Source organism: Bacillus sp. V33-4 (assembly GCF_002860225.1).
In the GTDB taxonomy this organism is placed as follows: Bacteria; Bacillota; Bacilli; order Bacillales; family Cytobacillaceae; genus Bacillus_BJ; species Bacillus_BJ canaveralius.
In genome coordinates this window covers 1-15,856 of the sequence record NZ_PGVC01000059.1, presented here as the reverse complement: position 1 = coordinate 15,856, position 15,856 = coordinate 1, and the positions used below count along the sequence as shown (strand labels likewise).

Sequence of the window (15,856 nt, the reverse complement as noted above, 5' to 3'; positions counted from 1 at the left end):
GAATTAAATCTCCCTCATTATCATTTGATATAGATTCCCGACTGTTCTAAAATCTTCATTACTCTGTATCCGTGGGTAATCAATTCCGTATTTAGAGGAAACTTCCACGATCAGATTGACCAATTGTAATGAGTCAACATTTAAATCATCACGGAGCGAAGAATTCTTTTCGATCTTTTCCAATGGAAGATTTAGAACATCCGATATAAAATGACGAAAATCTTCATAACTCATCTATTAAACCTCCTTCTCAGTTGCAAACCATTTCATTGATTTTTCACGAATTTCAGCTAGTTTATAATTGCAACAATGCCCTTCTTCTTCGTATTCAACCAAGCGTTTACCCTGAGGTAGTTGCTCGTACAAGTGATAAATATTACTGTCGGACACCATTACATCTTGTTTTCCATGAAATAGCATAACAGGATTTCGAAATGGCAACAGTTCAAAAGCTGGTAAAGCTTTTTCCTCTTTTAAAACAAAACGGGTTCGCTCAACAAAATAATCTGGTAATGTAATTGCTTCGCCGATAAACGCAGGGGACACAGCCACTGTTTTATTTACTTTCGGATTGCAACTTCCATATAACGCCCATGCTGCGCCTGAACTAGTGCCAAATAGGTTGATTGGCAGGTTCGGGAATGTGTTTGAAGAAAAGTCTATCACGTCATCAATAAATGCTTCCCAACGCTTAGTTGTGCCCCGCAACCCTTCAAAAGTGAATGTTTGTCCCTGTCCTGGTCCATCAAAACTGACTACTATATATCCTTTACTTATGAAGTCAAGCTCGTAAGTAAATAATTCCTCTTTCGTTGAATCCAACGGGTTAATGATAATGACAACACCTGCAGGCTCGTCCGGAATACGGAGTCTTCCAAAACAATGTTGTTCTCCAATCGGAAGCTGAACATATTTTGTTTTGATTTGAGATAGTTTGTCCGCTTTTTCAAAAGCACTCAAACTAACATTCAACCAGCCTATTTTTTCCGTCTTCCGCTCAGGAATGAGCCATTGCATCAGTTGATAATAAAGTCCTGCTGCCCGAAACTTCATTTCTGCTTCAGTAAAGGAATCGTTCTGCGCCAGTTTTTCCGCCTCTAAAAACTTCTTGTCCGCAAGTTTTCGCCAACCATCCACCCATATATCTTTGGTTAAATAAGAAGAGCGCAATGTCTCAATATCTTGTTTTTCTACTCCGTGCACAATCCATCTATCCCAAAACCCGTCAAATAAATTGGCAGTCAGCAGAGTTTTATCGATTGTTGTTTTAGCCAATAGCATGTATCTCTCCCACCTTGTCCTTACTGGAATCAAAAATTAATATAATTGTGGATCCCTTTGAAGAAGTAAACAAAAGGACCTGTCTAGCCATTTTCATCATCAGGGTAAACCCCTGGCCCATTGATTTTTTTGATGAGTACCCTGCTAGCAACGTATTTTTAGGTAATTCTTTCAGCGCAAAACCAGGTCCTTTATCTTCAATAACGAAGCGTATTTCATTGTTTTTTTCATCTTCGATTATCGTCAATTTACCTTCTTCAGCATGTTTAATCGTGTTTGTAATAGCTTCTGATAAAACCAAGATCCAGCTCATAATCTTCGATTTACTGAAGCCCTTTTGTTCAAGTGTATCTTTTGCTTGATTGCGAGAGACTGGTATATCAGAACGGTTTTTTATCTCCGTGTTGAGTAGTACGGTTCCTTCTGTGTATTTGTTGACTTCTTCATATGAAATCAGTAAAAACTGCCCTTGCGTGGCAGCATAAATCACGTCTCGATAAACCTCCCACTCATTGTTTTCTTGTTCGTCGAAAGAAACCACATGCTTATGTTCCGTATGTTGTGATGTAGACGTGAATACATCTTGTTTATGGATCTCATATGCTTTCAACATTGCGTTTTGTAAATCCATTTTTATATCAAGATTGATGATTTGTTGTGGAATATCTAAATGCTGTTTGTCCCAATTGAGCATCGTGTGACTAAGCTCCAGGATTAGTTCGGTTTGGTTGTTGTTGACATCAGAATATTGTGGATTTAATCCCGCCAAGGAGCGGTTGAATACTGCATCGCCTATTTCCGGAGTGAGTCCAATATAATGACAAATTTTTCGTGCAAGAAAACCCCTTTTTGTCATCAGTTCCAGTTCTGGGTAAGATAAATCGAGTGGCTGAGATTTGACAGGCAGATCCTCTTCAGAAGAATTTTTGATGATATTGAATAACCGCCTCAATCGCAACTCCCCCTCAAAGAATTCCATTTGGCGGCATTATCGTGATTTCATCAACAACCGCTCCTGATGGTTGATTTAATAAGTAAAGAAGGTGTTTCGCCACCGTCTCAACAGGAATCATCTGCGCCAAATCGGGGGTTGGCTCAATGTTTTCCCAAAATGAACTGCTGACTGAGCCTGGGAGCACAGCAGTAACTTGGACACCTTGTCGGCGAAGTTCTGCCTGCAGAACCCGAGTTAAGCCAAGCACTCCAAATTTTGAAGCAGAATATCCTCCGCATCCAGGCAAAGCTGTTGTCCCGGCAATAGAAATCAAATTTAAAATATGGCCTTTTCCCTGCTCCGTCATATGTTTTCCAAAATATTTGCATGTCAGATAGGTACCACGTAAATTAACCGATAGCATTTGTTCAAAATCATTTGTAGAAGAATCAATAATACTATCAAACATCCCCACGCCAGCGCTATTAATCAATATGTCAACTGTCCCAAAATGTTGTATCGCACTTTCATAAAAGGTTTGAACCGATTGTTCACTGCTTACATCTAACGGGATTTCGAATACATTTCCCCGTATTGATCGTTGATTGCTGCGACTGCCTAACACAAGATTTGCACCGGATTGTTCTAATAAAAATGCTGTTGCTTTCCCTATTCCTTTACTAGAGCCAGTAATAACAATGGTTTTGCCTGTGAGTTGATTATTTTCTACCATCGCTTATCCCTTTTCTGTTCCGAAATATTCAAAGTAATTTTTTTCAGTTTCATATAGGCCAATTTTGTAGAGATTATTGATTTTAGGGGCAAGCAAATTCCAAGTTACTACTGCGACATTTTCCGATGTTGGATTTAATTCTTTAAATTCTTCTGTATCGAGATTTAAATGTTTATGGTCAAATCTATTGATAATTTCTTCTTCTACCGTTTTATCTATATCTGCAATGTTGGCGATCATTCCAGTGATTGGATCTGGCACGCCGCTAACAGTCACTTCCAAATAGTAATTATGTCCATGACCATATGGATTATTACACTTTCCAAATAAGCTCAGGTTTTTTTCCTCACTTAGTTGATCGCTATGTAAACGATGTGCTGTGCAAAAGTGATATTTTCTAGTTAATCGGACCATCTCGTTATCCTCTTTCTCTGAGTATAGAAAATCATTTTCATATAAACGGATTTTGTGAAGATCACAGTTATCTATCTTGTCAATGAGAGAATCCCATATGTAAGAAACGATATTTTCTGTTGTTGGAATATGTTTTTTAAAGTAATTGTTTTCTTTATTCAAGAATTTGCCGTCCAACTCAATTTGAACAAAAGACTTAACGGCTGTATCGATATCTGTAATATTCACAACGATTCCGGATTTATCATTTAATTCGCCTCTAACCATTACTTCCATGGTATAGTCATGGCCATGTCCGTTAGAATTACTGCAGGGACCGAACATTTTTCTGTTTTGCTCTTCAGTCCAGTCATCGATGCGATAGGAATGAGCGGCTGAAAAATATAATTTCCTTGAAAGATAGAGCATGTCAGGAACCTCCTTTTAATCTCTCAGAAGAGCTCGTTCAAATTCCTCAGCTAAAGAGACATTCTCAGTAAATACACCTTTTTTAATCGTCGTCACTGTAGATGCTCCAGGCTTTTTCACTCCCCTGGCACACATGCAAAGGTGTTGCCCCTCTACACTTACAATGACTCCTTCAGGGCCAAGTACATTCATGATCGAATTTGCAATTTGTTGCGTCATTCGTTCTTGAACTTGAGGTCTTTGCGATACAAGCTCAACCAGTCTGGCAAATTTACTTAAACCAACTACCCGGCCGTTAGGTATGTAGCCAATATGTGCTTTACCAAAGAACGGAATAAGATGGTGTTCGCAAAAAGTATAATAGGTGATATCCTTTACAACGACCAACCCATCATAGGCTTCTTCGAAAGTTGTTGTTAATGCGGTTTCAGGATTAACTCCCACGCCTGCAAATACTTCCTTATACATTTTGGCTACGCGTTTCGGCGTATCTTTTAAGCCTTCTCTTGAAGTATCCTCGCCAATCAACTGCAGAATCGACTTCACGTTTTCTTCCATTGAATCTATTGTTGATTCTTTTTTTAATTCTACTGCCATCTTAAATCCTCCAATTTTCCTCTAAATGATATAAGTCTTTTGTTTGCATGAGTTTCATAAAGCGACTGTTTAACTGAAAAACGAACATATATTTAAAAAATAAGATGGTTTTATTCGTTCCCTATGGCATAGTCCTGTTTATTTAGAAAACTTCATTCGTTTTCGGTTTAGCCATTTACATTGTGAAATTTACTCATTTATAAATCCTAAAAATTAAAATCAGGCTGTTTCATAATGATTTTTTCAGGCTTACCCAACAAATAACCTTGAACAACTGGAACTTTTAAAAGTTTTGCCTGGGCCAAATCAATAGCTGTTTCAATGCCTTCTAAAATCAAGATCATTTTTTGACTGCTGTACTGTGTGAGTAACGAAACTAGCATCTGTTTATCTGAAGACGCAGCCAGGTCTTTTGCGAAATATTTGTCTAATTTGATGTAGTTGGGTCTATATTCGATGATATTTTGCAATGATGCAGCACCCTTCCCCACGTCATCAAGTGCAACATAAAATCCATAATTCTGTAGAAATGATATTTTATCTTTTAGCTCAATGTGTGACCAAGAACAATATTCTTCACAGGTTTCATTTATCTCGAAAACAATTCTTCCATGTATAAAAGAATGCTCATGTACCAACTCTTCTATAAACTTTTCAAATTTTGAATTTAGGACAGTAGATGGAAACACGTTAATAAAAAGTAACTGCGCCTTATTATAAAAGAGCGGAAAATTCCCAATGGAACTCTTAATTGCATGGCAATCCATTTCAAATAAGCAATCTTCCGCTCTGGCTTTTCGAAATAAATCTTCCGGATTAAAATCATCATTATCCACTTGACGAAGTAGGCCTTCATACCCATAAATATTCCAAAATGCAGTATTCCATAAAGGCTGGTATACGTATTCCAGCTGAGTGACATCAATAATTTCGCTAATATGATTCGCCATTTAGGTCTCCTTTCTTGTTTCTGATCAAAACAGTAATACGACTATACCTTTAGTCCTATAAAATAGTCTAATTAATCCAAGGCACGAGGTGCACCTTTCCAAGCATGACAAACAGCGAATTACGATATTCAGACCAAATGAAGGACATTTTACGTCAATTTCCGACAAAAAAAAGAGACCTATGAAAAAGGTCCCTCTAAAGTTAAATATATTTTTTTATTGTCAGTAAAAACTCGTTGATATTGATCGGTTTTGTTATATAATCATCAAACCCTTTATCTAACGTGTATTGTATGTCCTTGTTAATTGCATTGGCACTGAGTGCAATGACCGGGATCTTATTCGTGTTTTCATCCTGTTTCATCTCATTAAACACTTGATAACCATTAATATCGGGAAGGTTAATATCAAGTAAGACGAGATCAATCTTTTTATTTTTAATAATGTCCAAACCTTTCTTACCGCTATCTGCAATGATGACAGAGTAATTCGTTTGAGCTTCAATAATTTCTTTTAACAAATCTATATTCGATAAATTATCCTCAATATACAAGATCGTAGATTTGAATTTCTTACCTATTTCCCAAGAAGAAATGTTGTTATTTTTATCCTCAGGTTCTGTTAATTCAAGTTCATGATGGATTGGTAAACTAAACCAAAAGGTACTGCCTTTACCCTTTACACTTTCGGCACCAATTGACCCTCCCATCAGCTGCATCAGCTGCCTCGTTAATGATAGACCAATGCCTGTTCCTTCCGTATTGGTTTCTTTTATTCTGTAAAAAGGTTCAAAAATATCATCAACATATTGATTACTGAAGCCTATACCAGTGTCTTTAATATAAACGGTGATATCATGTTTAGTTATTTTACAGCTAATGTTTACTTGACCGTTTTCTTTATTATATTTAATTGCATTATCGATTAAGTTTAACATTACTTGTCTTAATCGGATTGGGTCGGCGTAAACGAATTGGTCAGCAATATGGTCCAAGTCAGCTACAATTGAAATATTACTTTTTTCTGATACCGGAGACATCATACCGATACACTCATCTATTAACTTAGCTGTATTAATCACTTGAGAACTAATTTGCATCTTTCCCGTTTCAATTCGGGATAGATCCAGTATTTCATTAATAAGATTCAATAAGTGTCCACCACTGGTGATTATTTTCTTCACAAACGTTTGCTGGCGATCGTCAAGTGTTCTTTCTAGTTCTAAAAGTTGCGCAAAGCCAAGAATGCCATTCAATGGCGTTCGAAGCTCATGACTCATTTTAGATAAGAAATCAGATTTAGCCATATTGGCACTCACTGCTTCTTCTTGTGCTTTTAATGCAGATTCTTGAAGTTTACTCATTTCAGTGATATTTTCAAAGGTCCATAAATGGGCTTGACCCCTGCTGTTTAAATTTAATGGCGAATAATGAAGTTTAAAAATATATCCATTAACAGATCTAACTGTCAGTGTCCTAGGCACCCTCTTTGTTATGATGTCTTCAATCTGTTCACTGAAACTTTCAGTTTGAGTAAAAGCAGAATGAAATTGTCCTACCAATACACCGTGTACCTTTTCATCACAATTAATTCCTAAAATTTCTCTTAAAGCTTTATTTATTAATAAAATAGTTCTATTTTCATCTATAACCAGAATACCCGTTTGTGTATTTTCCATCAGGATTTCATTAAAGGCATTCATTTCTTTTAACTCTAATTCCTGTTTCTTCTGCAGGGAAATATCGCTAAATGATACGAGGGAGGCAGACTCTTCACTTAATGCCAATGGTTTTGAATTAACCGAAATCCACTTTTTTATATTGCCATTTGCTTTCACACCCATAACCGCATCTTTGAAAATAGTGCCATGATCGGTGGTAACCATAGCCGGTAAATCTTTATACTCCCACAGACTCCCATCTTCCCTGACATACTCAATGCCTAATTCATTCATCGTCGTTTCGCTGAAAATTCCTGATTTGATTCCAAGAATCTCTTCTACGTTATCGTTTAGATTGGTAATCACTCTTGATTTACTAATAAGAAATATTCCTTCAGACATGGTAGTCAATACTGAACGATATAAATTGGTTTTTTTGCGAAGTTCTTCTTCCATGTTTTTGCGATCGCTAATATCAACACATGAACCAATAACTTCGATTACCTTACCGTTTCTAAGTATTGGTCGCAATGACGCAACATAGCTGATCCCGTTTATCTGACCTTCATACGTTGTGATTTCACCAGCCCAAGCTAGATCGTAGGATTTGGTTTTATTATGAATGACATTGTTCGAAGTAATAAAGTTACCTAGACTTTTGCCGATCACATCTTGAGGGGTCAAGCCAAATCGATATAACAGCTCACCATCACATAATGTATGAATATAGCGGTCTCCTTGTTTAATATATTTAAAAATCATTCCTTGTTGTTTCCGAATCGTATTTCTTAATTCTATTTGCGTTTTTACTATTCTATCCCTATACGTTTGTAATTCTGAAATATCATTACCAATAATAAAAAAGATCCCATCTTTATTATCTATTGTAATGGGTATTAGTGTGAAATTCATAGTAATACCATCACTTCGTTGTTTATTATGGATCTTTCCTATAAAACTGGCAGATTTACCCGACTTCGCTAACTCCAGCTGATTTTGTATATACTGTTGCTCACCGCAGTTTACAAACAGATTCCAAAACTGATTTGAAATTAACTGTTTGTACGTATAATTCAAGGTATTTATTACTTTCGAATTTACGGAAATAATATTCCCATTTCCGTCAACAAGAAAGGTAAGCGAAGGATGATTGTCAAATAGAGAAACAAACAAACGACTCTTTTTCATGTAAGATCGATAAGTGAAAAGGATTACAAAAGTGATGATTATTAACATGACTAAGTTGAAAAAAGTTGCCCATAATCCGACATCATTTAGATCAATCATTCTATAAATTAAATAAGAAAAACAAATTCCAAGCGAAAACATTATTATCGGTAAATTCATTTTTTCACAGTGCAATTTTAATCATCCATTCTGCTCATTTTTTCATGTTCCTTGATATTGATACATAAAGACAGTTGGTATACCCATCGGTTCGAGATGAAGAAGAACAGTCAATACTATTTAAATACACATTTTTCTGAATACAAGTGACTATTGACCCGACCTTTCCAGCACCACTACACACTATATCTTTTTCTAAAAATCCTTTAATAGATTTTTATGGATTATTTTACAGGAAAAGGAAAACATTCTAAAGTAGAATATTTGTGCACATCACTGAAATGAACGGAGGAAATCAATCAGATCAGATAAGTTGTAATATCATGTTTGAAAAGAACATCGCTATGAGATTTAGTTTAATAAAGCTTCCTAAGGCGCTGTTTCACAAATTAACAACCGCTGTCCTGGTCCAAGCAGCCGATTCTCTGCACTTGATATAGAATTAGATAAGGATCCAACATAACCAGATTGACTACTTTAACAAACAGTAATGATTAAGAATCATTGTATGCTGTAATTTTTAAATCCATATTCTACTCTTAATGGCCGTCTTTTTGGTTAGAGAGACACATTCTCAATAGTTAATAATAGTTGCTTTCTTCATATTAAAGCGTCAAGATTAAGAAGATATGTACTTTAAAGAAAGAATTTGTAGGTGATTAACATTATAGAAATAAAAACATCCACACTCAGCGATGGGGAATTCAATAGAGGGGTATTTGCGACGATTGATATTGCAAAAGGTCAGCTTATACATGAAGCACCAGTCATTCCTTACCCTAACAGGGAGCATGTTTTCATACAGAAAACGGTGCTTGATGATTATGTGTTCGAGTACGGAAAAAACCATACTGCAGTCGTGTTAGGATATGGAATGTTATTTAACCATTCATATAAGCCTAATGCCACTTATGATATTAACTTTAACAACCATACGTTTGAATTTTACGCATACAAAGATATAAAAGCAGGAGAAGAGATATTAATCAACTATAATGGTGATGTTGATGACAAAGACCCACTTTGGTTTGATAAAGATAAAAATAGCAAGGATGGATGATTAACAAAAAAAGCAGTGTGATTTCACTTTGAAATCCACTGCTTTTATTTTTGCATAATACCGAGAGTACCGACTTAATATTTTGTAAATTCAAGAAAATGTTGACACCATGTTTACCTTAGGAATAAAATATAGCTAAAGATCATATTTTTGCACAGAGGAAACTTTTTTAAGGAGGGTAAAAAATGTCTGTTGATGACAAAGTATCAAGACGGGATATTTTAAAAATAGGTTCTGCTGGTGCCTTAGGTTTAGCAGGCAGTTATTTGTTAAATAAAATGACGCCTCTTACTCAAACTGTTAAAGCAGAAACTCACAGTAAAAATGTGCATGCTAAGATGAATCACCATAATAATATGAATGACCTATCAAAAACCTCAGGGTACAAAATGGCTGAAAGGTTACTAACCAAATTCGATTACGGGAAAGTAAGTACGTTAGCAAATGGGCAAACCCTAAGAGAGTATGAAGTCATTGCGATTGATAAAGAAATTGAAATTGCAAAAGGTATTACATTTCCAGGATGGACATTTAACGGAACCATTCCGGGCCCTACGTTTCGTTGTACGGAGGGGGACTTACTTCGTTTTCATTTTGTAAATCAGGGAAGCCATCCTCACTCTATTCACTTTCATGGCATTCATCCACCAGAAATGGATGGCCTTACTTCGATTTATCCAGGGGAAAAATTTACTTATGAGTTTGAAGCCAAACCATATGGAATGCAGGTATACCACTGTCATGTAATGCCACTTGCCCGCCATATTCATAAGGGATTGTATGGAAATTTCATCATTGATCCGAAAACACCCAGAGAAAAGGCACACGAGCTGAACATGGTCATGAATGGATTTGATTTAGATTTAGATGGTGAGAATGAGTTTTATACTGTAAACGGATATGCTTTTGCCTTTATGAATCATCCAATTAAAGTAAAAAAAGACCAGCTAGTCCGTATTTATCTTAGTAACTTAACGGAATTTGATTTAATTAACTCTTTCCATCTTCATGCCAACTATTTTACGTATTATCCGACAGGAAGAAATGACAACCCTTCTCAGTTTACGGATACTATTATGCAAAGCCAAGGAGAACGCGGCATCCTGGAAACGCGCTTTACTTACCCGGGAAAATATATGTTCCATGCACATGTTAGCGAATTTGCTGAATTGGGCTGGATGGGATTCTTTGAAGTAGAATAATGGGGGTGTGGAAATGAAGACAAAGTTAATTTTGACTGTGTTAATTCCTCTAGGTCTACTCCTCGGGGTCTTAGGATGGGTATTTACAAATGGCGCAGGCGTTGAGCAAGAACCGGCTGCTCCTATCGAAGTTTTAAATATTGATAGAATCATCGTAACCAAATTAGGGTTTGAATTAAAGGTAAGCAATACGGGTCCAGAACCGTTAACGATAGCCCAGGTAATGGTGGATGACTCTGTTTGGAGTTTTGGTGTTACCCCCAGCCCTGCTCTTGACCGTTTTGATGAAGCAACGGTAAAAATCAACTATCCATGGGTCAAAGGAGATCCTCATGTCATTAAACTGATCACTGAAAATGCAATCATTACAGAAGGTGAAATAGCAGCAGCAACTCTAACACCACAAGGCAATTTGAACAACTTTCTTAATTTCGGCTTAATTGGATTTTATGTTGGAATTGTACCAATCGGGCTTGGTCTATTGTGGTATCCATTTATGAAGAGGTTTAAAAGAAAAACGATTAATGCAATTCTTGCACTCACCGTGGGGTTGTTGCTTTTCCTATTCGTCGGCACGCTGGCTGACGGGTTTGAGATCGGGGCAGAAGCTCCTACGGTATTGCAAGGGAACATGGTAGTTATCATTGGAGCATCGCTGACCTTTTTACTGTTGATCGGTTTTGATCAATATCAGTTTAGAAAACAAGCATCAAAAGGTTACACGCCTTTCGCTCTGGCACTTTTGATGGCAACAGGAATAGGCTTGCACAATTTTGGGGAAGGTTTGGCAATCGGCTCCTCTTTTGCACTTGGTGAAGCTGCACTGGGAACATTCTTAATAATCGGATTTACCCTTCATAACATCACTGAAGGAATTGGTATCGCTGCACCATTGCTCAAAGCGAAGCCGAGGGTAAGAAACTTTTTGCTCCTTGGTGCAATTGCCGGTGGACCAGCCATTCTTGGAACGTGGTTTGGCGGATTTATCTTCTCGCCCATTATGGGAGCTTTATTCTTAGGAATTGGAGCAGGCGCCATTTTGCAGGTAATCTATATCATTACGAAAATGCTTATTGAAGATCATCGAACACATAAGGAACCATCTGTTTCATGGTTAAATCTTTCTGGATTCGCCATCGGACTGTTAATTATGTACTTTACTGCATTCTTTGTTAAATTTTAAGGATGAATCTGAACGGTTTTGCTCCTGAAGTTACTTTAAAGATGATCATAAACGTCTGAAGGAATTACAAAATCTAAATATTCGGAGGAAATTATGCTTCAAAACATTGGAATACCTGGATTAATACTAATGTTAGTAATCGCCCTTATTATCTTCGGACCATCTAAGTTACCGGAAATTGGAAGGACGTTTGGCTCAACATTAAGAGAATTTAAGAAGTCTACTAGAGATCTTGTAACAGATGACATAGTTGCAGAAACATCTAATAAGAAAGAAAACTTTGCCGATTAAAGGAAGGGAAGATGTAGGTTCTGACTTACATCTTCTTTTTCACGGACTAGGCAATTATGAAATTTCAGCCTGTATATAGCTTTGAACATAGTTGGCAGAATCCAGCTTCAAAAGAGTACGGCTCCGGAATCGATACACCGCACGAAGGAAAAGCGATAGCTTTTTCGAAGAGCGTCCAACCAGTTTTCCTAAGAACATGCTCCTTCGAATATCTCCCGGAGAGCATGACCTTTTGGTTATACTAGCAGCAGTTTTCGTCCTCGACAAAGCTTCATCGAATATCCAACGAAATGCATGCATAAAGGTTAGGTTAGTTACTACCTCCCTGTAGTATTGATTAAGATGGCTTTTATCCAATATACCTTCGGTATTCGCTCTATGCGAAAAACCATTGTAGAGATCGAAACGAATATGGCTTATCGTTGGTTTTCGGGCTTTGGATTTTATGATAAAGTACCGCATTTCTCAACCTTCGGTAAGAATTACGAAAGACGTTTTAAAGACACAGATTTATTTGAACAAATTTTCTATCGTATTTTAAAGGAAGCTTCAGACAAGAAGTTGATTAGTAGCGAGCACGTATTTATCGATTCTACACATGTTAAAGCAAGTGCAAACAATCATAAATTCGAGAAGAAGGTAGTTCGAAAAGAAACCAAAGCTTATGAAGCACGTCTTCCAGAGGAGATTAATAAAGATCGCGAAAATCACGGAAAAAAGCCATTTCCTCCAGATAAATTTGATAAAGAAGAAACCAAGGAAATTAAAGAAAGCACCACTGACCCAGAGAGTGGTTATTATGTAAAGGACGAGCGTACCAAACAGTTCGCATATTCATTCCATGCAGCTGCTGATCGCAATGGTTTTGTTTTAGGTGCGATTGTAACGCCAGGAAATGTCCATGATAGTGTCATTTTGGATCCACTTCTCGAGAAGGTCATTGAAAAACACGGGAAACCAGAGGCTGTCGCTGCTGATGCTGGATACAAAACACCTGCTATTGCACAATACATATTTGAAAATGGAATGACTCCTGCTTTACCTTATACTCGCCCTCGTACGAAAGACGGTTATATGAAAAAACATGAATATGTTTATGATGAATACTACGATTGTTATATCTGTCCGCAAGGACAAATATTAAGATATTCAACGACGACGAAGGATGGAAGCGCCAATACTTCTCTAATCCGTTTGAATGTCAAAATTGCCCATTACTTTCACAATGCACCCAGAGTAAAGAACATAAAAAACTGATTGAGCGTCATGTTTGGGAACACTATTTAGAAGAAGCCGACCATCTTCGTCACACACAAGAAAATAAAAGCATTTACGCAAGACGTAAAGAAACGATCGAACGAGTGTTTGCGGATGCGAAAGAAAAGCATGTATGCGTTGGACAACCCTAAGAGGTCTAAAAAAATTGTCCATGCAGGCGATGCTAACTTTTGCTGCCATGAATTTAAAAAAGATGGCCAACTGGACCTGGAAAATTCCAAAAGTGGCCTATAATTGACCCCTAGCGGGGTCGGTCTAATTTCTAAAATGCAAAAAAATAACAAAAGGCATCCGAATGGGGCCATTCGAATGCCTTTTGTCTACAATCTGGGAGGTTCCCTTATCCGGAACCTCTTCCTCTTTGTATTTCATTCAAACAAAAAGAAATGACCCACCCCGCATCGGCATCGAAACTTTTCTGGTTCATTTCATTAATACTCTTACCACTAACAAGATTTTGTATACTACTTTTGTTGGATTAATGATGCCTTGAAGTTTTTGTTCTCTTAATATATCTAGGTCTAATTATCCCATGGAGCTTATCCTTTTCATTAAGAAAATAATTTTAATGTATGAGTTTATCAATTTATACTTAATGAAAAACACCCCATTCAGACTTTTAGAGTGGGGTGTATTTTTTGATTTAAAATATGTGTTTATTTTTTAGTTACTGATACATCATCTATATGGAGCGTGGTTCCTCCCGGACTATCCACATAAACACCAATATCTATTTGCCCATTCGTAACTTGGACATTGTCAATAACAATCCTTTGCCATTCACCAGTATTTTGAATATTAAAGAACATATCCGAACCACCATATTGAGTTACTTCAAGTCTTGCTGTATAAGGAGAAGTGTTTTTTAATTTTACCCAAGCTTCTACTTTATAAGTAGCATTATTAGTAACATCAATCTTTTGGTGTATACTTTGCTTGTAAGCAGAAGATGCATAGAAGTATGCTCTCCTATCTCCTTCAAATGGGGATTCGGGAGGATTAATTCCTGATCCGCTGTCCACTCCGAAAGCTACTGTTTGACCGGTAGGATGCCATTCAGTCCAATTACTTATATGTTCTGAACGCTCAAAACCTGAATTGTCCAACAAGTTTTCTTCAGAAACTGGAGTTGTAATTGCTTGTTGTGACAGTAAAAGCATATCTAAGTTTATATTCCCACTGTCTCCCTGATCATATTTGAAGGCAATTCTATTCACACCTGCGTTGAGAGATAAAACTTGGGTGCTTTCCCTCCAGATATTCCAATTTCCTCCTGGACTATCTAATAATATCTGTCTGACTTTACTACCGTTCACATAAGTACTTAAAGTTTTTGTAGACATGGTGCCATTTGCGTACTTAAGAGATACATTGTAATTACCTCCTACAGGTACATTTACACTAAATTCCACTTCAGAACCTACTTTTGTAATATTGTCTACAAAAGCACTGCCAGAATAGAAAAAGTGGTCAGTGTTAGTGCCTACTGTTGTTAGCTTTGCATTTTCAGCTTCTAATTTTAGGATTTCAGGAGTAAACGGAAGGCTTAAGTTATCTAAATTAACATTCCCAGTATCTCCTGCTTTATCGTCATACTTATAAGTTACAGCATTAAAACCAGCTTCTAATGGTAATATGTTAATTGAATCTGACCAGCTGCCCCAAGAGGATAAAGAAGGTAATGCTGTTTGTTTAACGTATTTCCCGTTGGCATAAACACTAATTTTTTGTTCTTGCCCTGTAGCATTAGAGTATTTAAGCTTTGTTTTATAATCTCCACCCGATTTTACATTTGCATAGAATGTAACAGCTGCTCCTGCCTTATCAAAATTATCTACGTAGCCAGTTCCTGTGTAGCCAGCATGATAATTGTTTTTCTTAGCTTTGGTAGATGTAGTAGCTCCTGATAACGATGCTTCTTCAGCTTCATAAACTACATCTGTACTCGTTGAAGCGTTACTTCCACTAACTATAACCTCTTTTGCTAAGCCTGCTTTTACCTTTATATAGGTTACATCTCCATAAATGTCTTTACCTGCTGCGTATCCTTCTCCCTGTAATCCTTTTAAAGCATTTAAGTCATTTAATTTATTTAGTGAAGTTCCATTTGAAGTTACAAAGTTCCCTGCTTTTCCATGGATTTTAATTAAATAATAGGAGAGTGGACTTACATAACTACCTTCTTTGTTCAGAATATTAAACCTAATACCATTGACACCCTGATCAATGAGAGTCATTTTTTGAGAGAAGTATTGTCCATTTTCATAGTTGTAGGAGTTTCCATCATCATCATAATAAACAAAGGATGATGATTGAGTATCAGGAAATGCATCTATTTCAATATCTGTTATATTTTTTTGTTCAGTATAATCTAAAACTTCCTGAGTTGGAATAATTGCACCCTTTTTAATGAATAAAGGAAGATCTGTCCACGAGTCATCGTTCAAATCATAATTTCACTAGCGTTGCATTAAATAAAAGCGAATTTGTCAAGCTCAAATCAAATAAATTTATTTTG

At 36.7% G+C, this 15,856-nt stretch carries 13 protein-coding genes and 1 pseudogene; 5 read left to right on the top strand and 9 right to left on the bottom strand.

All coding sequences use genetic code 11. The annotated features are described in order from the left end of the window. Positions 1-3: 3 nt before the first annotated feature. From CVD23_RS18890 to CVD23_RS18860, 8 genes are all read right to left on the bottom strand, one after another. Positions 4-234: an acyl carrier protein gene (locus CVD23_RS18890; RefSeq protein ID WP_101577028.1), complete on the bottom strand. Its 231-nt coding sequence runs from the start codon at positions 232-234 to the stop codon at positions 4-6. Positions 235-237: 3 nt separating this feature from the next. Continuing rightward, positions 238-1,275 carry an alpha/beta hydrolase gene (locus CVD23_RS18885; RefSeq protein ID WP_257988598.1) on the bottom strand — a complete coding sequence of 346 codons (1,038 nt, stop codon included), beginning with the start codon at positions 1,273-1,275 and terminating at the stop codon, positions 238-240. Beyond that, positions 1,268-2,233 carry an ATP-binding protein gene (locus CVD23_RS22105; protein WP_180955729.1) on the bottom strand — a complete coding sequence of 322 codons (966 nt, stop codon included), beginning with the start codon at positions 2,231-2,233 and terminating at the stop codon, positions 1,268-1,270. Before CVD23_RS22105 ends, CVD23_RS18885 begins: the two co-directional genes overlap by 8 nt. 13 nt (positions 2,234-2,246) lie before the next feature. Further along, positions 2,247-2,948 (bottom strand): SDR family oxidoreductase, encoded by a 702-nt coding sequence (locus tag CVD23_RS22100; protein WP_180955728.1) that lies wholly within the window; start codon positions 2,946-2,948, stop codon positions 2,247-2,249. 3 nt (positions 2,949-2,951) lie between these two features. Continuing rightward, positions 2,952-3,770, bottom strand: coding sequence for a 6-carboxytetrahydropterin synthase (locus CVD23_RS18875; protein WP_101666841.1), 819 nt, complete (start codon positions 3,768-3,770; stop codon positions 2,952-2,954). Between the two features lie 15 nt (positions 3,771-3,785). Continuing rightward, the gene (gene folE, locus CVD23_RS18870) at positions 3,786-4,367 is read right to left on the bottom strand and encodes a GTP cyclohydrolase I FolE (protein WP_101666840.1); all 582 of its coding nucleotides are present in this window, start codon (positions 4,365-4,367) and stop codon (positions 3,786-3,788) included. Between the two features lie 206 nt (positions 4,368-4,573). Then, positions 4,574-5,317 carry an EAL domain-containing protein gene (locus CVD23_RS18865; RefSeq protein ID WP_101666839.1) on the bottom strand — a complete coding sequence of 248 codons (744 nt, stop codon included), beginning with the start codon at positions 5,315-5,317 and terminating at the stop codon, positions 4,574-4,576. Between the two features lie 202 nt (positions 5,318-5,519). Then, a complete protein-coding gene (locus CVD23_RS18860; RefSeq protein ID WP_101666838.1) occupies positions 5,520-8,339 on the bottom strand; it encodes an ATP-binding protein in 2,820 nt (939 codons plus the stop codon). 649 nt (positions 8,340-8,988) lie between these two features. Here CVD23_RS18860 and CVD23_RS18855 point away from each other — a divergent pair. The 5 genes and pseudogenes from CVD23_RS18855 to CVD23_RS18835 form a co-directional block, all read left to right on the top strand. Next, a complete protein-coding gene (locus tag CVD23_RS18855; protein ID WP_101577049.1) occupies positions 8,989-9,384 on the top strand; it encodes an SET domain-containing protein in 396 nt (131 codons plus the stop codon). A gap of 185 nt (positions 9,385-9,569) precedes the next feature. After that, a complete protein-coding gene (locus CVD23_RS18850; RefSeq protein ID WP_101666837.1) occupies positions 9,570-10,586 on the top strand; it encodes a multicopper oxidase domain-containing protein in 1,017 nt (338 codons plus the stop codon). Between the two features lie 13 nt (positions 10,587-10,599). After that, the gene (locus CVD23_RS18845; RefSeq protein ID WP_101666836.1) at positions 10,600-11,769 is read left to right on the top strand and encodes a ZIP family metal transporter; all 1,170 of its coding nucleotides are present in this window, start codon (positions 10,600-10,602) and stop codon (positions 11,767-11,769) included. Positions 11,770-11,862: 93 nt separating this feature from the next. Further along, positions 11,863-12,060, top strand: a complete 198-nt coding sequence (locus CVD23_RS18840) for a twin-arginine translocase TatA/TatE family subunit (protein ID WP_101666835.1) — start codon at positions 11,863-11,865, stop codon at positions 12,058-12,060. 324 nt (positions 12,061-12,384) lie between these two features. Beyond that, positions 12,385-13,576, top strand: a pseudogene (locus CVD23_RS18835) (IS1182 family transposase); the annotation flags it as partial. 418 nt (positions 13,577-13,994) lie between these two features. Here CVD23_RS18835 and CVD23_RS18830 read toward each other — a convergent pair. After that, positions 13,995-15,785, bottom strand: coding sequence for a CBM35 domain-containing protein (locus tag CVD23_RS18830; protein ID WP_101666834.1), 1,791 nt, complete (start codon positions 15,783-15,785; stop codon positions 13,995-13,997). Positions 15,786-15,856: the final 71 nt, after the last annotated feature.